Raw genomic sequence first — 17,922 nt, 5'->3', positions numbered from 1 at the left:
AAACCGATGAACCCGACGCAGGAGCAAACCGTGAATGCCAAGCATGAGAAATACCAGCGTCTGATCGACTACTGCAAGACCATGCCGCCCACGCCGACCGCAGTGGCGCATCCGTGCGACAAGTCTTCGCTGGAAGGCGCCGTGGAGGCCGCCCGGCTGGGCCTGATCGCGCCGATCCTGGTCGGGCCGCGCGCCCGCATCGAGGACGCCGCCCGTGAAGCCGGCATCGACATCCGCGAGTACCCGATCGTCGATGCCGCGCACAGTCATGCGGCGGCGGCTGCCGCCGTGCAGCTGGTGCGCGAGAGCAAGGCCGAGGCCCTGATGAAGGGCAGCCTGCACACCGACGAGCTGATGGGAGCCGTGGTCAAGGGCGACACCGGCTTGCGCACCGCGCGGCGTATCAGCCACTGCTTTGTGATGGACGTGCCCGGGCACGAGGACGCGCTGATCGTCACCGACGCGGCCGTCAACATCGCCCCCACGCTGGCCGAGAAGGCCGACATCCTGCAGAACGCGATCGACCTGGCCCATGCCTTGCGGGTCGAGGAGGTGCGCGTGGCGATTCTTTCGGCCATGGAGACGGTCAACCCCAAGGTGCCGTCCACGCTGGATGCGGCCGCGTTATGCAAGATGGTCGATCGGCACCAGATCACCGGTGCCGTCGTCGACGGGCCGCTCGCGCTGGACAACGCCATCAACCTGGATGCCGCGCGGATCAAGAAGATCGACTCACCGGTGGCCGGGCGCGCCAATGTGCTGCTGGTGCCGGACCTGGACGCCGGCAACATGCTGGCCAAGAGCCTGACCTTCCTGGCCGGCGCCGACGCCGCGGGCATCGTGCTGGGCGCGCGCGTGCCCATCATCCTGACCAGCCGCGCCGACTCCGTCACGACCCGGCTGGCGTCGTGCGCGGTGGCCGCGCTGGTGGCCAGGGCGCGCCGCGAGTCCGGCCAGGTGGCGGGGTGATGCCATGGCCGAACTGATCCTGGTCCTGAATGCGGGTTCGTCGAGCATCAAGTACTGCGCCTACGATACCCATGACGATGCCCTGAGACTTGTCTTGCGCGGAAGCCTCGAAGGCCTCTATACGGCGCCGGCATTCCGCGCCACCGACGCGGCAGGGGCCGAGATCGAGGCAAAGCGCTGGGAGGCCGGCACCGAGCTCGGGCACGAGGGTGCCATCGCCTTCCTGGCGGACTTCCTGCGCAGCCACGGCGAAGGGCATGCGCTGAGCGCGGTGGGGCACCGGGTGGTGCATGGCGGCGTGCGCTTCACCCAGCCGGCCAGGGTGACCGATGCGCTGCTGGCCGAGCTGGATACGCTTTGCCCGCTTGCCCCCTTGCACCAGCCCCACAACCTCAAGCCGATCCGCATCCTCGCCGAGCGGCGTCCGGAACTGCCGCAGGTCGCCTGCTTCGATACCGCCTTCCACCGGGCGCAGCCGGAAGTGGCACAGGCCTTCGCGTTGCCGGCGGAGATTACCGACAGGGGCGTCAGGCGCTACGGCTTTCACGGGCTGTCCTACGAGTACATCGCAAGCGTCCTGCCGAGTGTCGATGCGCGCGCCGCCGCGGGCCGCACGGTTGTGGCACACCTCGGCAACGGCAGCAGCATGTGCGCGCTGGTCGGAGGGCGCAGCGTGGCCAGCACCATGGGTTTTACCGCGGTGGACGGGCTGCCGATGGGCACACGCTGCGGCAGCCTCGATCCGGGCGTGATCCTGTACCTGATCAGCGAACTCGGCATGGATGCCCACGCCATCGAGGACCTGATTTACCGCAAGTCCGGCCTGCTTGGCGTCTCCGGCTTGTCGAGCGACATGCGCGCGCTGCTCGCCAGCGACGATGCGCAGGCCCGCTTTGCCGTCGAGTTGTACACCTACCGCATCGCCCGGGAGCTTGGCTCGCTGGCCGCCGCCGCGCAGGGGCTGGACGCGCTGGTGTTCACCGCAGGCATCGGCGAGCATGCTGCGCCGGTCCGCGAGCGCGTATGCCAGCTCGCGGCATGGCTCGGCGTGAGCGTAGATGCCGCGGCGAACGCGGGCGACGGACCGCGCATCAGCCCGGCGTCCGGGAAGGTTCCGGTCTGGGTCATCCCGACCAACGAGGAACTGATGATTGCCAGGCATACCAGGGAGGTCCTCGCAGTGCCCGCACGCCGGTCGGACGGATGACGGGGGCGATGCCAGACCGCGCCAGCTAGCCAAGCTCTCCTGCGGAAACTAAAGTGGATTGACGACACAAGGCCGATCCATCAAGGAGGCGCCATGTTCCATTCCTACCCGCTGCGGCTGGCTTCGCTGGCGGCATCGCTGGTCCTTGCCAATGTTGCGTTTGCCAGCGTTGCATGGGCGACCGAGCAAGCGCAACAGCGCCGCGCCGGTCGTGACGTTCGCCAGGAAACACGTCAGGACTCCAGGCAGACCAAGCAAGACTGTCGTGCCGCGGACCAGCAAAGCAATGCCGGTTGCCGGCAGGACAAGCGGCAGACAAAGCAGCAAGGCCGCGAGACAGCCAGGGACATCAAGTATTGATGCATGGCAATTCGGAGCTGCCGTCCAGCGAACCCGCTTTCTTTTCCACCCACAACGTTGCCATGCAAGACAAGCCTGCAGCGACAAGCTTCGTGCCCTTCAACGTGCCGCTGCGCGATGGACGGCAAGTGCTTGTGCGGGAGATAACCGAAGACGACAAGGTCGGGCTGCTGGCGGCATTCAACAGGCTGTCGGCCGATGCGCGCTACGCCAGATTCATGGCTGCCATGCAGCAGCTGCCGGAAGCGATGCTCGAACATGCGACGCACCCCTCGGTCGAGCGCGAGTTTGCGCTGGTGGCGCTTGCCAAGGAAGGCAAGGCGTCGTCCATCGTGGGTGGCGCGCGCTACGCTGCGGCACCGGGCAGCGATACCTGCGAGTTCGCGGTAACGGTCGCCGATGACTGGCACAGGCTTGGGCTGGCCAGCCGGCTGCTGGGCACCCTGATCGACATTGCCCGGAGCCGCGGCTATCGGTGCATGGAAGGCTATGTCTTGTCGTCGAATACCGGCATGCGGCGACTGGCCAGGCAATTTGGCTTTGCCGACGTGGCCTGTCCGGACGATGCCACGCTGCGCGTGGTGACGCTTGCGCTGTAAGTACAAGCGCGCGCATCCGGATCAAACCGTACTCAAACGTACGTGCTGCGCTCGCCACCGTCAGAAGCTCAGCCCGATCGAGACCACGGCGATCTGGTCGTGCGCGGCGGGGTTGAACCAGTAGACCGCACCGGAGACATGCTTGCCCTTCACTTGCGCAAACACGCCGCGCTGCAAATTGCGGCCATTGTCAGGCACACGCGTGCGCTGGGCCGCCAGGCCCAGCCGCAGCCAGTCACGAGGGCGCCAGGCTAGCTCGCTCCATGCATAGGCGTACCCGGACGGCTCGGCGTCCGGCACGTACTCGAACTCGATATAGGCATCGGCATAGCGGCCGGTCAGCGTGGCCTCGAACCCGCCCACGACGCTGTGCGTGCTGCCGGTGACCACACCCAGGATGGGCGTGAAATCCAGCCGCAAGGCGTCACCCCAGCCAAGGTTGTAGCCGACGAAGAACGAGTACGCATCCATGCCTTCGTAGTTGCTGCGCGCCTCCAGGTGCAAGACGCCGCGCTTGGCGATGGCGATGCCCGTGACATAGGCTTCGCTGCCGCGCGGCAGATTGAGGTAAGCCGAGACTCCGCCGCTCCACGCCGGCGCCTCCGCGGTCGCGGGCGCGACGCTGTCTTCGGCGGCATGCAAGGGCAGCGGCGCGGTTGCCGCGGCCAGCACCAGCCAGCGTGCGGCCAGTCGTGTTGCGGGTCGTGTTGCGGGTGGTGCAGCCATACCCCCGGCCTCCATGGTCAGCCTCCAAGCGCGATGATGGCCACGGTCAGTGCAACGCCGACCAGCGTCATCGCCGCACCCGCTATCCATCCGCCGAAGCCGGCATGGCGCCCAAGCGCGATGCCGGCCCCGAACAGCATCAGGATGGTCAGCACGCGCGATACCAGCAGCGCCGTGGAGACGTCCGCAAACACGATAAACGGCAGGGCCACCGGGAAGGTGGCAAGCACGACCAGCAGGAAGATCCCGGCAGCTGCCAGCAGATCCTGTGTGCCCAACGCCGGGCGCGCGGGCAGATCGACGGTGCGGGCGATGCGGCCCCGCATCGCTTCCAGCTCGGCATCGTCGACCAGCGTGCGCAAGGCGGGCGAAAGCGCATCACGCAGGCGCGCGATGGCGTCGCCCGGGTCGCCGGCATTGCGAACCGCCTTGACCAGCGACAGCCTGCGCCCGCGCTCGGTCAGCGTGCGCACCAGGTACATCACGGCATCGGCCAGCCCCCAGGCCAGGTTGCAGCCCAGCGCAGTGAAGAACATCGTGCGTGGGGCATCCGCCGTCGCGCCGACGGCCGACACCGCGCCAACGAAGGTCAGGGCCATGAACAGGCCGAAGCACATCTCGCATACGCGGTCGACGGTATCGAGCAGGCGCGGCCGCACTTCGGCGGCGTGGGGGTCGAGGGAAGTAGTCAACACTGGCTTGCACCCGGCTGCAACTGCCCGCGGCGAAGGTCTGCGACGAAGCCCCCGCCCCCCGTGCCGGGTGCGACAGCATCGAGCCTGCGGCTCCCGGGCGGGCAGGCATCCCGGGGGCGCGACCTGACGGCGAAGGCGGCGCCGCCGGCACTCGCCAACTGCCGCCGCATCTACTGTAGGCAAAGATTCACACCGGCGATAGCGGCGCATGGTGCGGAAATTACACCCGGAGGTATGGCGGCAGCCTGCGGTACCTTCGGCATCTGCGCCGCCATCAGCCCGAAGCGAGGTGCTGCAGGGAACGCTCACCAGTAACGGTGGCATGTAATGCAAAGCCGCTGGCATCCTTTGCATGGCGGAAACCGGTTCGCTGCACCATGCTTGCCGGATGGGAAATTGCAGAGTGTGTCCGCGTGCGTTTTCCGGTTTGCAACGATGGCGGACATCGGGGAGACATTGATGTCCGAAAGATTTCTGAATCCGGGCTGGCTGGGCACCTTCCGCGGCTACCTGCCCGGCATGGTCATCAGCGCGGTGGTAACCGTGGCAGCCATGTCGCTCGCCGCGCATTACCAGGCGCCGGTAATGCTGTTCGCCCTGCTGTTAGGCATGGCGCTGAACTTCCTGTCCCGGGAATCCTCCAGCGCCGCAGGCATCGACTTCAGCGCCAAGCAGGTGCTTCGGCTGGGCGTGGCCTTGCTGGGGTTGCGCATCACGGCGTCGCAGGTGGCGGCACTGGGTTGGCACTCGGTTGCCATGGTCATACTGGCGGTGGCGCTGACCATACTGTGCGGCATCGTGCTGGCCCGGTTGATGGGATTCCAGACCTTCTTCGGCTTGCTCACCGGCGGCGCCGTGGCGATCTGCGGGGCTTCCGCGGCGTTGGCCTTGTCGGCGGCCATGCCCCAGCATCCGCTAAAGGAGCGCGCGACGCTGTTCACGGTGATCTCCGTCAGCGCGCTGTCGACGATGGCGATGGTGGTGTATCCGATGATCGCGCAACTGCTGGCCTTGCCTTCCCTGCAGGCCGGAGCCTTTATCGGCGGGACCATCCATGACGTGGCCCAGGTGGTTGGGGCCGGTTACAGCATCTCGCACGAAGCCGGCGATGCGGCCACGCTGGTCAAGCTGATGCGGGTGGCCATGCTGCTGCCGGTGATCGCGCTGGCCGCGTGGTTGTCGCAGCGGCATCAGCGGGCGCAGGGAGAAGCCGGAAAGGGGCCGCGTCCGCCGCTGCTGCCGTGGTTTGCCGTGGCGTTTGCGGTACTGGTGGCGATCAACAGCACCGGCTGGCTGCCTGCGGGACTGGTAAAGGCGGGGCAGTTCGCGTCGCAGTGGTGCCTGGTCATGGCCATGGTCGCAATCGGCATGAAGACTCACCTCAAGGACATTCTGTCCGTAGGGTGGAAGCCCGTGGCGCTGATGGTCCTGGAAACGCTGTTCCTGGCCATGCTGTTCTACGGCATGCTGGTGTTGGCGCGGTCCTAGTTTGTCCGGCGGCTCGGCGGGCTTTTGCTCCCGCGGTCAACGGCAATGGTCGCGCGAACGTGCGGATTCGTGCCCATGAACGCCGTCTCTCGCGCACATGATTTCGCTACATACCGATGCCAGCTTCGGCCGGGAACTGCTATCAAGAGTCCTTTGCCGTTGCCGCACGCCGTAGCCGCCTGCCCGATGAAGCGCTCCACCACCATCCCGACTCCGCCGCCCGATGCCGCGCATGCGCTTGCGCCGGTCGACGCGCAGGCGAACTCCGGTTGCGAGGACCGCAATTTCGTCACGGCGCTGGCGCGCGGCATGGAACTGCTGCGGGCCTTCGGGCCGCAGGACGATTACCTCGGCAATGCCGAGTTGTCGCGCCGCACCGGCATCCCGCGGCCGACCGTGTCGCGGCTGACTTACACGCTCGCCACGCTCGGCTACCTGACCTATATCGAGGGCACGGAGAAATACCGGCTGGGGCAGGGCGCGATGGTGCTCGGCCATCGCTACATCGCGGGCGCGGGCATCCGCGAGATCGCGCAGCCGCTGATGCAGTCGCTGTCCTTTGCCACCGACTGCACCGTGGCGCTGGCGATGCCGGACCGGCACGCCATGGTCTACCTGGAAAGCTGCCAGCCGCGCGGCGCGCTGGTGATCCGGCTGGCGCCGGGTGCGCGCCTGCCGATGGCCACCTCGGCGATCGGGCGCGCCTGGCTGGCAGGGCTCGACCCCGGCCAGCGCGAAGCGGCACTGGCCGAGCTGGCGCGCCACTACGGCGCGCGCTGGGCTGCCATGCGCAGCGGCATCGAGCGCGCGCTGCACGACTACGCCCGCCGCGGCTTCTGCGTGGCGCACGCGGAATGGGACCGCACCGTCAGCGGCGCCGCGGCGCCGCTGCGGCTCGCGGGCAGCAGCGAAGTGCTGGCGATGAATATCGGCGGCTCCGCGGCGCGGCTGTCGCCGGAGATCCTGGAAGGCAATCTCGGCCCGCGCATCCGCGACCTGGCCGAGACGTTGCAGGCGCGCCTGTGGCAGCCCGGCGGCGCGCGCGCTTCGATGCGCCTGCCAGCGGATGGGCCCGAGGCGGGCGCATGTCCCGCCGGCCAGCGAGCCGCCAACGAATGACGCGGTAGCAGACCATATCAACAAGGATCGATGAGGAGATAGCGCATGGACATACGTAACAAGACCGTAGTGGTGACCGGCGCGGCCACCGGCATTGGCCGCGCGCTGGCGCTGGCGTTTGCCCAGGCCGGTGCACGTGGCGTGGCCGTGGCCGACCTGAACGAGGCCGGCGCCGCCAAGGTCGCCGGCGAAGTCCAGCAGGCAGTGCCGTCGTGCCAGGTGTTCGCGCAAGCGGTGGACGTTGCCGATGCCGCCGCGGTGCAGGCACTGGCCGACGAGGCCACGCGCCGCTTCGGACAGGTCGATGTGTTCTGCTCCAACGCCGGCATCATCCTGCGCAAGGGCCTCGACGCGGGTGCCGACGAATGGCAGCGCATCTGGGAAATCAACGTGATGGCGCATATCCACGCGGCGCGCGCGGTGCTGCCGCAGATGCTCGAGCGCGGCGACGGCTATTTCGTCAATACGGTATCGGCGGCAGGGCTGCTGTCGCAGATCGGTTCAGCCCCCTACGCGGTGACCAAGCACGCGGCGATCGGGTTTGCCGAATGGCTGTCGATCACCTATGGCGACCGCGGCATCAAGGTCAGCTGCATCTGCCCGCAGGGCGTGCAGACCAATATGCTGTTCGGCGAGAACGGTGAGCGCAAGGGCTTCCTGCAGGAGGGCTCGGTTACCGCCGAGCACGTGGCCGCGGCGACCCTGGAAGGCGTGGCCCACGAGCGCTTCCTGATCCTGCCGCACCCGGAAGTGCTGGAGTACTACCGCCGCAAGGGCCAGGACTACGACCGCTGGCTGCGCGGCATGCGGCGCCTGCATGACAAGGTGATGCAGGAGTTCGGCGGCATCGCGGTGTAAGCGCGCGGGCCCGGCGGCCCGCTTCAGGCGTCCGGCTCCGCCGCCGCCTGCGCATTGCCTTCGCCGCTGGGATCGCGCAGCCGGCTCAGGCTGATGAGGGCGCCGACGGTTGCGACCGCCGCCGCCACATACAGCGCGATGCGCGCGGCGCCGTCCGGCGCCAGGCTGAACAGCAGTGCCACCAGCGCCGTGCCGGTGGTCTGGCCCAGCAGCCGCGTGGTCGCCTGCGCGCCGCTGGCGCCGCCGCTGCGTGCCGGCGGCGTGGCGCCGATCATGGCGCGGTTGTTAGGTGACTGGAAGAAGCCGAAGCCCATACCGCACAGCGCCATGCGCCACGCTATGTCGAGGCTGCTTGCATCCGCTCCCAGCGTTGCCAGCCCTACCAGCCCGCCGGCCAGCATGGCCAGCCCGAGGCCGGCGAGGATGCTGGCCGGGTAGCGGTCCGACAGCCGCCCCGACAGCGCCGCCATCACCGCCACCATCGTCGGCCACGGCGTGATCAGCAGCCCGGTCTCCTGCAGCGAGCGGCCAAGCTGGTATTCGAGGTAGAAGGGCAGCGCCACGAAGGACAGCATCTGCGTCATGAACGAGCAGAACGAGGTGCCCACCGCCAGCGCGAAGGCCCGGCTGGCAAACAGGTCCACCGGCACCAGCGGCGCGGCGCGGCCGCGCTGGCGCCGCACCAGCAGCCATCCCAGCACGATCGCCGCGGCAAGCCCCGCGACGCCGGCCGCGCGCCAGGCTGCATGGCCGAGCCCGTCCACGCCCAGGATAAACAGCCCGAACACCAGCGCCGACAGCAGCGCGCTGGGATAGTCGAACTCGCGCGGCTGCGGCGGCGTTGCCGGCAGCGCGCGCCGGCTCAGCACCAGCGCCAGGATGGCCACCGGCACGTTCACCGCGAACAGCCACTGCCAGCTGGCTACCGCCAGGATGATCGCCCCCAGCGAAGGCGCCACCGCAATGGTCACGCCCACCACCAGCGCGTTCAGCCCGATGCCGCGGCCCAGCTTCGTGGGCGGGTAGATAAAGCGCACCAGCGCGGTATTGACGCTCATGATGCCGGCGCCGCCGATGCCCTGCAGCACGCGCGCCGCCACCAGCATCGGCAGGTTGACCGAGAGCGCGCACAGCAGCGAGCCGACCAGGAAGGTTGCGAGCCCGGCACGGTACACACGCTTGTAGCCGAGGATGTCGCCCAGCGACGACAGCGGCAGCAGGCACACGGTCACCGTGAGCTGGTACGCGTTGACGACCCAGATGGTGCTCGACGGCTCCGCGTGCAGTTCGCGCGAGATGGAGGGCAGGGCGATGTTAGCGATCGAGCCATCGAGCACGGCCATGATCAGGCCAAAGAAAACGGTGAGGATCGCCCAGGTGCGTTGCGGCTGGGGGAGGCCTTGTTCTGGCTGCATCGGGAAAGACATTGGAGACAATGCCGGGCCGCGGAAAAACCGCATGAAGACCCGGATGGCTGGCCGCTGGCGCGGCCTCGCCCATTATCGTCCGGCGTCGCGGTCCTCGCAAATCCGCGAATTGTGGTAGGCGTCCCGCGCGCAACGCTCAGGCTGCCACGGCGGTGTCCTGCATATAGCCGCGCAGCCTTTCGCGCAGCGCCGCCGCCGCCGCGGCGATCGCGGGTGTCCAGCCTCCGGCCGCGGCGCACAGCGCTTCCAGTGCCCGGCACTCGCGCACGATCGAGTTACGCCGCACGATCATGAAGGCGCCGGCCACGGAGTGCGTCCAGCAACGCAGCGCAGGCAGCTCGCACTGCGCGATGATGCGTTCCAGCTCGGGCAGGTCCTGCCGCAGCTGGGAGCGCAGCATGGCTTCATAGCGCTCGCGGTCGGCGGCGGCGGGATCCGTGCCGGCGCCGGCGGGTGGGGCGGCTTGTGCCCGGCCGCGACCGGGCAGGTTGCGCAGGCATGCCTGCAGGTCCTGCAGCGACGCCGGCTTGGACACATAGCCGGCGAACCCGCGCTGGCGCCAGTCGGCCAACCACTCGCTGCGCGCGAACGCGCTGAACGCCAGCACCGGCACGCCGGCATGCCGGGCGCGTACCGCTTCGAGCAGTTCATAGCCATCCATGCCGGGCATCCGGATGTCGGTCAGCACGGCGTCGACCGGCGTGGTCTCCAGCACGGCCAGCGCCTGCCTGCCGTGGCTTACGACGATCGGCTGGCAGCCGAGCGCCTGCAGCTGTTCGGCGATCAGGGCCTGGTTCAGCGCATTGTCTTCAGCCACCAGGATGGTCGGCACGGTTGCGGCCGCGTCAGCGGAAGGCGTTGCTGCCCCGGCCGCGTTGCCGCCTTCGCCGGCATGCAATGCCACGCCCGCGGCAGCGTTCTCGCAAGCCTCGGCTACGCACGCCAGCAGCGCGCGGTGGCTGAACGCGGTGACTTCCAGGATGCCGGGCGCCCGCGGTTGCGGCCGATGGGGGCCGTCCGGCGTGACCCACGCCACGGTGGCGGGCACCGTTTCGCGCAGCGCGTCCAGTGATGCCAGCGTGAATTCGTCGCTGGCCACGATGGCGCGTACCGGCGTGAAGGCCTGATATTCCCGGGCTGCCTCGACCGACGCCAGCACGCTGGTGTGCCAGCCGGCGGACTGCAGCCACGCGTCCAGGCTTGCGGCGGTGCGCGCGTCCTGGCACAGCACCATGACGTGGCCGCGCCCGTGTCCGGGCCCGTTTCCGCGCCCGTTTCCGCGCCCGTTTCCGCGCCGCGCTGCAGCCCCGGCCGCCGCCGGTACCGCCTGCACGCCGCGGGCCGGGATGGTCACCGTGAAGGCGCTGCCCACGTCAGGCACGCTGGCCACCGCGATGCTGCCGCCCATCAGTTCGCACAGGCGCGCGCAGATCGACAGCCCGAGGCCGGTGCCGCCGTAGCGGCTGGCACCGGCGCCATCGCCCTGCACGAACGGCTGGAATGCCCGCTCCATCAGCGCGGGCGGCATGCCGATGCCCGAATCGCTGACGCGGCAGACCAGTTGCGGCACGCCGTGTTCATTCGCCACCAGCTCGCCGCTGAGGGCGATGCGGCCGCTGGTGGTGAACTTGAAGGCGTTGCTGAGGAGGTTGTTGATCACCTGCACCAGGCGTGTACGGTCGCCGGTGATGTCCACGTCGAGCGACGGCGACAGGTGCAGGCTCAAGTGCAGCGGGCGCCCGGCCGTCATCGGCGCATAGGCCAGCGCCACGCTCTCCAGCGCGTCGACGGGGCGGAACGGTTCCTCGACCAGTTCGAGCTTGCCGGCATCGATCTTGGAAAAATCCAGCACGTCGTTGACGATGCGCCGCAGCGCTTCGGCCGCCGTGTCGAGGGCCTTCAGCCTGGGCGCATGCGGCTCCAGCCCGGGGCTGCGCGCAAGCAGTTCCAGGTTGCCCAGCAGCGCATTGAGCGGCGTGCGGATCTCGTGGCTCATGGCGGCGAAGAAGGTCGAGCGCGCGTGCATCATCGACTCGGTTGCCTGCTGCGCCGAGCGCAACTGGTCCTGCAGCGCCTGTTGCGCGGTGCAGTCGTGCACTGCGCAGAACAGCACGTCGTCGTCGCGGTAGCGTGCAGGCGCATAGGTGACCTGCAGGAAGCGCCCGGCATCGGCGGGCGGTGCCATCGCTGGCGTTGCGACCGTGAAGCTGGCGATCGCGTCCGGCCTCTTGCCGCCATCGCGCGGCTGCCTGCCGAAGGCCTCCACCAGCGGCTGCGGCATGGGCCCGCACGGTTGCCGCTGCAGCAAGGTATCGGCCTGCTGGTTTGACATCAGCACGGCGTAGTCGCGCCGCCGCACGATGCACAGGCCAACCGGCGTGGCACTGACGAGAATGTGGTTCATCAGCTCGCTTTCCAGCGCGCGCGACGCATCGGCATGCATGCGCCGCAGCAGGTTCCGGCTCCAGTAGCGCGCGGTGAGGACAATGCCGCCCACCAGCACCAGGATGGCGGCGACAATGCCGGCCAGCTCGGAGGCCAATGCGTCCGCCAGCAACCGGTACGGCAGGAAATAGACCAGCCGGCCAAGGCCGGCCTGCAGCGGTTGCACCAGCAGCACGCCCGAGCCGGTGTATTGCAGCGAATCCTGTGGCCGGTCGCGAGCGCGCCCGGTCAGGCTGTGCAAGGTCTCCGCGGGGATCATGCCGTCGCGCGGCGAGATGTCGATAATGTCGTCGGATTCGTTGAGCAGCACCAGCAGCGCCGGGTCGGATGGCCGTTGCAGTGCCGCGAGAAATCCCTGGGCCGGGATGCAGGCAGCGACCAGCGTGGTGGGGATATCGCCCGCGTAGGCGGCGCTGGCCAGCGCCATGATCGCGCTGTCGTCGACCGGATGCCGCAGCGGCCCCAGCCACACCTGCCGGTCGGGGGCCGGGACGGCATGGCCAGTGCGGTCCAGCAAGGCTTCGTTCAGGCGCGTGCGCAGCAGCGGGATCAGGGTGGGGTCGAGCGCCATCGGTGCGCGCGCCCCGGATTCCGGCTGGCGGATGACGACGGCACTGTCCTCGTCCAGCGACACTGCGAAGGCGTCGTGGTCGAGGTTGAACGCCTGCTGTGTGGCCATGGTCGCCATGGCCAGCTGGCGCAGGCGGGCGAACTCCGAAGGCAGCCTGGCTCCCCAGGCCTGGCGCGTGGCCTCGGCAGCGAGCAGGTGGTAGTCCTTGTGCACCGCCTCGACATGGACGCTGGCCGCGCCGGTGCGCAGAAACGACTCGAACGCGGGATCGCGGACCGGATCCGGGGCTGGCGTATCGCGCTGGTAGCGCAGCGTCAGCACGCTGCGGCGCAGGAACGAGGACTCGCTCTGCAGCAGCTGCGTCAGCGACGCGACGTATTGCGCCGCGTGGCCGCGCCGGTAGTCGAGGTGCCTGGCGGCAGCCAGTCCGGCCAGCAGCAGGCCCGAGAACACCACCATGGCGACCAGTACGGCGATGGTGGCCGCATAGCGCTGCTGCTGCCGGCGGGATTGCTCGGCCAGGGCGTCAAAGGCGCTGGCCAGCGATTCGCGCGTGCGTTCCAGGGATGGCTGCATCGGCGCGGGTCTACGTTGCCAGGGGTTCAGATAAGGCCGTTTTCATACGCGTAGCGGATCAGGCCGGTGTTGGTCTGCACCCCGAGCTTGCGCATGGCAACAGTCTTCTGGCTGGAAATGGTGCTGACCGAGCGCCCGAGCTTGCCGGCGATGTCCGCGAGCTGGATCCCCTGCGCATAAAGCCTGACCACCTCCAGTTCGCGCAGCGTCAGTTCGGTCGCCGGCGCCGCGGCGAGCGCGGCGCTGTCAAGGATGGCCTGCGCCGCAGGCGAGTGGTAGCGACCATCGCAGGCGACAACCTGGAGGCAGGCCCGCACCACTTCATCGATCGGGTCTTCCTTGCTGACGTAGGCGCGCGCGCCCAGCTTCATGGCGCGGCGGATGATGGCGGCATTGGCCTGGGCACTGACCACTACGATGCGGGTCAGCGGATGGCGGCGCGCGAGCCGGTTCAGCAGGTTGAAGCCGTCCGACGAGGCATCGCCCCGGCCCATGCAGAAGTCGGTGATGGCAATGTCGGCGGGCTCGCGGTCGAGCGCGGCCAGCAGTTCCGTGCCGTTGCCGCAGTTGCTGGTGACCTGGAAGTTGGGCGTGCGCTGCAGGCAGTCCCGCAGCGCGACCATGACCAGCGGATGGTCGTCCGCCAGGGCGACACGGATGATTCGGTCGTACATCGTTTTCTAGTCCTCCGGGTTCTTGGCGCTTGCCTGGCCGGGGCCCCTGCAGGCGCCGCGGCGTCACCCAAAATCCGCATTCTGGCTATGTTCCCGGCGCCCCTGAATCGCAATTCGGCTAGTTCCCGGTCACTGCGGTCGTACGGACGGGCAGGTGGAATACAAGGGTACGGCCTGAACCCCACATGCATTGACGGCGAACTGCGCGAAGGCTGCGCGATTTTTCCGCGGATCGCGCGCAATGGCATTTGCGGGACATCAACGCATGGCGCAGCAGTGTCCTTACCGAGGAAGTGGATTGCCGGCGACATATGCCGGCGCGCCGGCAGCAGCAGCCATCGAACTTTCACGTTGGCCCGCGCACGCTGTCCTAGAATGAACCTGACACGCGCCCGCGGCCATCATGCCGCGCAGGCCCGGCTCGCGCCGGGTGGCGCTTGCGGCGCGTGCCGCGTGGGGGAATTTGCCATGCCCGTCTATCAATACCGCTGCGAGAAGTGCGGTCATGTGTTCGAGAAAACCGAGCATCTCGCGGAACATGTCTCTGCCCATCCGAATTGCCCGAAATGCGGCAGCCAGTCCGTCCAGCACGCGCCGGCCCCGTTCGTGGCAGTGACCCAGCGCAAGAGCTGAGCCGTAACAGCAACGTCCCAGGAGATTTGCGCTCCGCCGCGAGGCCGCAGCGGGGCGCTGGCGTGCATGCCGCCGGACAAAGCCGGCGGGATGCCGAGTGGTTTTTTATGCGTGGCGCATGCACCGCCACGCGCGTTCGCGCTGCGCGCAAGCGGCGATCTCAACCTTGACGGAGGATGCCATGGCCACGAGACCGTTTTCCCAGTTTCCCGCCGACGAGCAGCAACAGGTAACGCAGGTTTGCATGCATGTCGGGATTGCAACCGAGGCGTTCCAGATCACGGACGAGGGCGGCGGCGAGGGACGCCGCGTCAGCGTGAGGCGGCTGGGCACGGACGCGGTCAGCGTCTATGAGGCGGGGCCGGGCTCGGCCTGGGTCGAGGAATTCGAGAGCGATCTCGAATGCGGCCTGTTCGGGCGCGTGGCGGCGTAGCGCGGGAGCGCCGGGAGAAGAGCGCCGAGGGGCGCAAGACACCGCTGGCAGCGCGGCTCAGTGCCGGCCGCGCTCGCCCAGGCGCGACACCACCGAGGCGCCGGCAATCAGTTCCTTGAGCAGTGCCAGCGAGGCCGCGCCGCTGGTCCGGAACGGATCGAGTTCGGCGTGTGCCGAGAACTTCAGCAGCGTCGCGGTGTTGATGCGCGCCGCGTTGACCTGCCCCATGGCCCAGCCGGCAAAGTCGCGCGTGCAGGTCTCCTCGAAATGCAGCAGCGTCACGTCCTGGTGGCGCGGATCGCGCGTGATCGACTGGAACAGCTGCGAGACCTCCTGCCGGTCGCCTTCGAGCGCCTGCAGGAAGATGCCGTTGCCGTGGCACAGCACGCCGGTGATGCCGTGGCGCGGGTTGCGTTCCAGGCTGGTGGCCAGGATCGCATCGAGCAGGGCCGTGTCGATGGCCTGGCGGGCACGGCTGGCATAGATCAGGCGGACTAGCATGGTCGTGGCGGTTCCGTGATGGGGAAGGGGCGGAGGCTGGTGCGGAGACGGGGCACCTAGCCGCGGTTGTTGTTCAGCAGCGTGAGGAATTCGCGCCGCAGGCTGTCGTCCTTCAGGAAGGAGCCGCGCATCACGCTGTTGGTCATCTTGGCGTCGGTGTCGCGCACGCCGCGCCAGTGCATGCAGAAGTGCTCGGCCTCCATCACGATGGCAAGGCCGTCGGGATTCATCTTTTCCTGCAGCAGGTCGGCCACCTGCGCCACGGCTTCTTCCTGGATCTGCGGCCGGCACATGATCCACTCCGCCAGCCGCGCGTACTTGGACAGGCCGATCAGGTTGGAATGCTGGTTGGGCATGACCCCGATCCACAGCTTGCCGAGGATCGGGCACAAGTGGTGCGAGCAGGCACTGCGCACGCGCAGCGGGCCCACGATCATCAGCTCGTTGAGCTGGCCGACGTTGGGAAATTCGGTCACTGCCGGGGGCTTCGCGTAGCGGCCGGCGAAGATTTCCTTCAGGTACATCTTGGCCACGCGCCGCGCGGTTTCCTGCGTGTTGTGGTCGTTGTCGACGTCGATCACCAGTGCGCGCAGCACGCCTTCGATGCGGGACTGGACCTCGGCCTGCAGCTGCTCCAGCTCGCCCGGCTCGATATAGCGGGCGATATTGTCGTTGGCGTGGTAGCGTTCCTGCGCCGCCAGCAGGCGCGCGCGGATCCGCTCCGAGACGGAGGAGGCCGGGTCGCCGGCCGCCGCGTCGGCCGGGTGGAGATCATGCGCGCGGCGTGCCGCGTCCTTGCTGTTCATGGGTAGCGTGGTGGTTGCGGATGGATTCCGGAGTGGTCCCGGAGTGTTCCGGCATGGGCGCCGGCGGGTGTGCCGGATTCACTATATGGCAGATGCGGTGGCCCGACAACCTACGCTGCCGCGCGTCCCGAGGACCGTTGCCCACTGCCGGACGCGCCGCATAGCGCACAGTCCCGCGTGCCTCCGTGAATAGTTCGTGACAACGCTCAACGTCGTCCCGCGCGACGCCGACAAACGCACATAATGTCCGCAAACATGAGCCGCCCGCCACCTCGATGGCGGGCGTACCGCAAGTTGCGGCCTTACTTTTTGTCGGGAACAACGTGACCTTGCCGATCGCCTTTCCGTGCAGCAGCCTGATGCTGATCCATGTCGTGACGGTACCGCTGCCGGCAACGCCGGTGGAAACGGGTGTGGCGGAGCATCACGCCAGCGCGGCCCGTGCGGGCAAGCCCGGCTTGCGGCGGCCGATCGCCGTGGGCGCACGCGTGCCGACCGGCGGGCGTACCACCACCGGCTGAGGCGCGCGGCAGCGTGCCGGACCCGTTCAGGCGCCCCGCAACACCTACCAGAGCAGCAGCGCCAGCGCCGGGACCATCGCGGCCGGCATGACGATCGCGCCCAGGCGCAGGAACTGGCCGGCGCTGACCATATGCCCCTCGCGGCGCAGCGCGGTGAGCCACAGCAGCGTGGCCAGCGAGCCGGTCACCGACAGGTTCGGACCCAGGTCGATGCCGATCAGCACCGCGCCGGTGACCGCGTGCGACGCATCGCCCGCGGACAGCGCCGACGCCGCGATCAGCCCCGCCGGCAGGTTGTTGGCGATATTGCCCGCCAGCGTCACCAGCCCGCCCACCGCCAGCAGCGCCAGCGCACCGCCATCGCGCGAGGCGGCCGCGACCGCATCGGCCAGGTAGCCGATCACCGACGTCTGTTCCAGCGCGGCCACCAGCACGAACAGGCCGGCCACCATCGGCAGCACGCTCCACGAGACTTCGCCCAGCGCCGGCAGCAGCAGGTCGCGCCGGGTGGCGCAGACCAGCAGCAGCGTGGCCACGCCCGCGGCGCAGGTGGGCCAGCCCAGCTCACTGCCGCGCAGCGACGCCACCAGCAGCGTGATGCCGGTCAGCACGATGCCCAGCGCGGTCAGCCAGGCCTGCAGCGACAGCGGCGGCACCGGGACGTCGCTGCCGATCGGCTCGGCCAGCGCATGGCGCTGGGTCCACCACAGCGCGGCCAGCGTCGCCAGTATCGCGGCCAGCGACGGCAGCGCGAAGCTCGCCAGCCATCCCGCCAGCGGCGGCATGCGCTCGCCGAAGATCACCAGGTTGGCAGGATTCGAGATCGGCAGCACGAAGCTGGCCGCGTTGGCGATGAACGCGCACGCGTACAGGTAGGGCAGCGGATGGCGCACGCGCGCCGCACGCGTGGCGGCCAGCACCGCGGGCGTGAGCACCACCGCGGTGGCATCGTTCGACATGAATGCCGTAACCAGCGTGCCGAAGCCATACACCAGCAGGAACAGCCGCAGCGCCGAGCCGCGCGCCTGGCGCACCGCCAGCGCGGCGACGTGGTCGAACAGGCCGGTCTTGCGGGCCAGTTCGGAGATCAGCATCATGCCGGCCAGGAACAGGTAGACGTCGTAGCCACGCATGACCGCGGCGAATGCGTCGGGCAGCGCCAGCAGTCCGGTGGCGCACAGCAGCAGGGCGCCGGCGGCGGCCCAGAATGCCTCGGGCAGGCGGAAGGGGCGGAACAGGACGCCGGCGGTGGTCAGCGCGGCGACCGACCAGATCAGCAGCGGGCTGTGGCTGGACATCGGGATGGGCTCGAAG

18 protein-coding genes are annotated in these 17,922 nt (G+C 68.8%); 10 read left to right on the top strand and 8 right to left on the bottom strand.

Annotation, left to right across the window (positions count from 1 at the left end; genetic code table 11):
* Window positions 1-6: 6 nt before the first annotated feature.
* The 4 genes from E1J61_RS19760 (at window position 7) to E1J61_RS19745 (ending at window position 3,135) form a co-directional block, all read left to right on the top strand.
* On the top strand, window positions 7-969 hold the full coding sequence (locus tag E1J61_RS19760; RefSeq protein WP_218959454.1) for a phosphate acetyltransferase: 963 nt from the start codon (window positions 7-9) through the stop codon (window positions 967-969).
* A 4-nt stretch (window positions 970-973) separates the two neighbouring features.
* Window positions 974-2,176 carry an acetate/propionate family kinase gene (locus tag E1J61_RS19755; RefSeq protein WP_133095720.1) on the top strand — a complete coding sequence of 401 codons (1,203 nt, stop codon included), beginning with the start codon at window positions 974-976 and terminating at the stop codon, window positions 2,174-2,176.
* 93 nt (window positions 2,177-2,269) lie between these two features.
* Window positions 2,270-2,536 (top strand): hypothetical protein, encoded by a 267-nt coding sequence (locus tag E1J61_RS19750; protein ID WP_133095719.1) that lies wholly within the window; start codon window positions 2,270-2,272, stop codon window positions 2,534-2,536.
* A 62-nt stretch (window positions 2,537-2,598) separates the two neighbouring features.
* Window positions 2,599-3,135, top strand: a complete 537-nt coding sequence (locus tag E1J61_RS19745) for a GNAT family N-acetyltransferase (RefSeq protein ID WP_133095718.1) — start codon at window positions 2,599-2,601, stop codon at window positions 3,133-3,135.
* Window positions 3,136-3,195: 60 nt separating this feature from the next.
* Here E1J61_RS19745 and E1J61_RS19740 read toward each other — a convergent pair whose 3' ends face one another.
* Window positions 3,196-3,861 (bottom strand): hypothetical protein, encoded by a 666-nt coding sequence (locus tag E1J61_RS19740; RefSeq protein ID WP_243736928.1) that lies wholly within the window; start codon window positions 3,859-3,861, stop codon window positions 3,196-3,198.
* A 17-nt stretch (window positions 3,862-3,878) separates the two neighbouring features.
* Window positions 3,879-4,556, bottom strand: coding sequence for a hypothetical protein (locus tag E1J61_RS19735; RefSeq protein WP_133095717.1), 678 nt, complete (start codon window positions 4,554-4,556; stop codon window positions 3,879-3,881).
* Between the two features lie 459 nt (window positions 4,557-5,015).
* On the opposite strand from E1J61_RS19735, the gene E1J61_RS19730 reads away from it, so the two are divergent.
* The 3 genes from E1J61_RS19730 to E1J61_RS19720 all read left to right on the top strand — a co-directional run bounded on the left by E1J61_RS19730 (window position 5,016) and on the right by E1J61_RS19720 (window position 8,021).
* Entirely contained in the window at window positions 5,016-6,044 is a 1,029-nt protein-coding gene (locus E1J61_RS19730; RefSeq protein ID WP_133095716.1) for a YeiH family protein, read from the top strand.
* Between the two features lie 186 nt (window positions 6,045-6,230).
* On the top strand, window positions 6,231-7,163 hold the full coding sequence (locus tag E1J61_RS19725; RefSeq protein ID WP_240745823.1) for an IclR family transcriptional regulator: 933 nt from the start codon (window positions 6,231-6,233) through the stop codon (window positions 7,161-7,163).
* A 45-nt stretch (window positions 7,164-7,208) separates the two neighbouring features.
* The gene (locus tag E1J61_RS19720; RefSeq protein ID WP_133095715.1) at window positions 7,209-8,021 is read left to right on the top strand and encodes an SDR family oxidoreductase; all 813 of its coding nucleotides are present in this window, start codon (window positions 7,209-7,211) and stop codon (window positions 8,019-8,021) included.
* A gap of 23 nt (window positions 8,022-8,044) precedes the next feature.
* Here E1J61_RS19720 and E1J61_RS19715 read toward each other — a convergent pair whose 3' ends face one another.
* The 3 genes from E1J61_RS19715 to E1J61_RS19705 all read right to left on the bottom strand — a co-directional run bounded on the left by E1J61_RS19715 (window position 8,045) and on the right by E1J61_RS19705 (window position 13,714).
* Window positions 8,045-9,436 carry an MFS transporter gene (locus E1J61_RS19715; RefSeq protein ID WP_133096023.1) on the bottom strand — a complete coding sequence of 464 codons (1,392 nt, stop codon included), beginning with the start codon at window positions 9,434-9,436 and terminating at the stop codon, window positions 8,045-8,047.
* Window positions 9,437-9,584: 148 nt separating this feature from the next.
* The gene (locus E1J61_RS19710; RefSeq protein WP_133095714.1) at window positions 9,585-13,040 is read right to left on the bottom strand and encodes an ATP-binding protein; all 3,456 of its coding nucleotides are present in this window, start codon (window positions 13,038-13,040) and stop codon (window positions 9,585-9,587) included.
* Window positions 13,041-13,066: 26 nt separating this feature from the next.
* Window positions 13,067-13,714 (bottom strand): response regulator transcription factor, encoded by a 648-nt coding sequence (locus tag E1J61_RS19705; RefSeq protein WP_133095713.1) that lies wholly within the window; start codon window positions 13,712-13,714, stop codon window positions 13,067-13,069.
* Between the two features lie 375 nt (window positions 13,715-14,089).
* Between E1J61_RS19705 and E1J61_RS38885 the strand changes: the two genes are divergently transcribed.
* The gene (locus E1J61_RS38885; RefSeq protein WP_371704464.1) at window positions 14,090-14,347 is read left to right on the top strand and encodes a zinc ribbon domain-containing protein; all 258 of its coding nucleotides are present in this window, start codon (window positions 14,090-14,092) and stop codon (window positions 14,345-14,347) included.
* A 181-nt stretch (window positions 14,348-14,528) separates the two neighbouring features.
* Window positions 14,529-14,780 (top strand): hypothetical protein, encoded by a 252-nt coding sequence (locus E1J61_RS19695; RefSeq protein ID WP_133095712.1) that lies wholly within the window; start codon window positions 14,529-14,531, stop codon window positions 14,778-14,780.
* Window positions 14,781-14,837: 57 nt separating this feature from the next.
* Here E1J61_RS19695 and E1J61_RS19690 read toward each other — a convergent pair whose 3' ends face one another.
* Complete coding sequence (locus E1J61_RS19690; protein ID WP_133095711.1) at window positions 14,838-15,281, bottom strand: BLUF domain-containing protein; 444 nt, start codon at window positions 15,279-15,281, stop codon at window positions 14,838-14,840.
* Between the two features lie 56 nt (window positions 15,282-15,337).
* A complete protein-coding gene (folE, locus tag E1J61_RS19685) occupies window positions 15,338-16,087 on the bottom strand; it encodes a GTP cyclohydrolase I (RefSeq protein WP_133095710.1) in 750 nt (249 codons plus the stop codon).
* Window positions 16,088-16,410: 323 nt separating this feature from the next.
* Here folE and E1J61_RS19680 point away from each other — a divergent pair, with 323 nt between their 5' ends.
* Entirely contained in the window at window positions 16,411-16,608 is a 198-nt protein-coding gene (locus E1J61_RS19680; protein WP_240745822.1) for an arsenite efflux pump ArsB, read from the top strand.
* Between the two features lie 44 nt (window positions 16,609-16,652).
* On the opposite strand, the gene E1J61_RS19675 is transcribed toward E1J61_RS19680, so the two are convergent.
* Window positions 16,653-17,906, bottom strand: a complete 1,254-nt coding sequence (locus E1J61_RS19675; protein ID WP_133095709.1) for an arsenic transporter — start codon at window positions 17,904-17,906, stop codon at window positions 16,653-16,655.
* Window positions 17,907-17,922: the final 16 nt, after the last annotated feature.

The organism is Cupriavidus sp. L7L (assembly GCF_004353535.1).
Taxonomy (GTDB): Bacteria; Pseudomonadota; Gammaproteobacteria; order Burkholderiales; family Burkholderiaceae; genus Cupriavidus; species Cupriavidus oxalaticus_A.
The sequence above is the reverse complement of the archived record's forward strand: the minus strand, read 5'-3'. Positions and strand labels throughout refer to the sequence as shown.

What these genes read in the sequence shown, in the direction of transcription:
- E1J61_RS19760 (WP_218959454.1), top strand. Translation starts at nt 7, where the DNA reads ATGAACCCGACGCAGGAGCAAACCGTGAATGCCAAGCATGAGAAATAC.
- E1J61_RS19755 (WP_133095720.1), top strand. Translation starts at nt 974, where the DNA reads ATGGCCGAACTGATCCTGGTCCTGAATGCGGGTTCGTCGAGCATCAAG.
- E1J61_RS19750 (WP_133095719.1), top strand. Translation starts at nt 2,270, where the DNA reads ATGTTCCATTCCTACCCGCTGCGGCTGGCTTCGCTGGCGGCATCGCTG.
- E1J61_RS19745 (WP_133095718.1), top strand. Translation starts at nt 2,599, where the DNA reads ATGCAAGACAAGCCTGCAGCGACAAGCTTCGTGCCCTTCAACGTGCCG.
- E1J61_RS19740 (WP_243736928.1), bottom strand. Translation starts at nt 3,861, where the DNA reads ATGGCTGCACCACCCGCAACACGACCCGCAACACGACTGGCCGCACGC.
- E1J61_RS19730 (WP_133095716.1), top strand. Translation starts at nt 5,016, where the DNA reads ATGTCCGAAAGATTTCTGAATCCGGGCTGGCTGGGCACCTTCCGCGGC.
- E1J61_RS19725 (WP_240745823.1), top strand. Translation starts at nt 6,231, where the DNA reads ATGAAGCGCTCCACCACCATCCCGACTCCGCCGCCCGATGCCGCGCAT.
- E1J61_RS19720 (WP_133095715.1), top strand. Translation starts at nt 7,209, where the DNA reads ATGGACATACGTAACAAGACCGTAGTGGTGACCGGCGCGGCCACCGGC.
- E1J61_RS19715 (WP_133096023.1), bottom strand. Translation starts at nt 9,436, where the DNA reads ATGCAGCCAGAACAAGGCCTCCCCCAGCCGCAACGCACCTGGGCGATC.
- E1J61_RS19710 (WP_133095714.1), bottom strand. Translation starts at nt 13,040, where the DNA reads ATGCAGCCATCCCTGGAACGCACGCGCGAATCGCTGGCCAGCGCCTTT.
- E1J61_RS19705 (WP_133095713.1), bottom strand. Translation starts at nt 13,714, where the DNA reads ATGTACGACCGAATCATCCGTGTCGCCCTGGCGGACGACCATCCGCTG.
- E1J61_RS38885 (WP_371704464.1), top strand. Translation starts at nt 14,090, where the DNA reads ATGAACCTGACACGCGCCCGCGGCCATCATGCCGCGCAGGCCCGGCTC.
- E1J61_RS19695 (WP_133095712.1), top strand. Translation starts at nt 14,529, where the DNA reads ATGGCCACGAGACCGTTTTCCCAGTTTCCCGCCGACGAGCAGCAACAG.
- E1J61_RS19690 (WP_133095711.1), bottom strand. Translation starts at nt 15,281, where the DNA reads ATGCTAGTCCGCCTGATCTATGCCAGCCGTGCCCGCCAGGCCATCGAC.
- folE (WP_133095710.1), bottom strand. Translation starts at nt 16,087, where the DNA reads ATGAACAGCAAGGACGCGGCACGCCGCGCGCATGATCTCCACCCGGCC.
- E1J61_RS19675 (WP_133095709.1), bottom strand. Translation starts at nt 17,906, where the DNA reads ATGTCCAGCCACAGCCCGCTGCTGATCTGGTCGGTCGCCGCGCTGACC.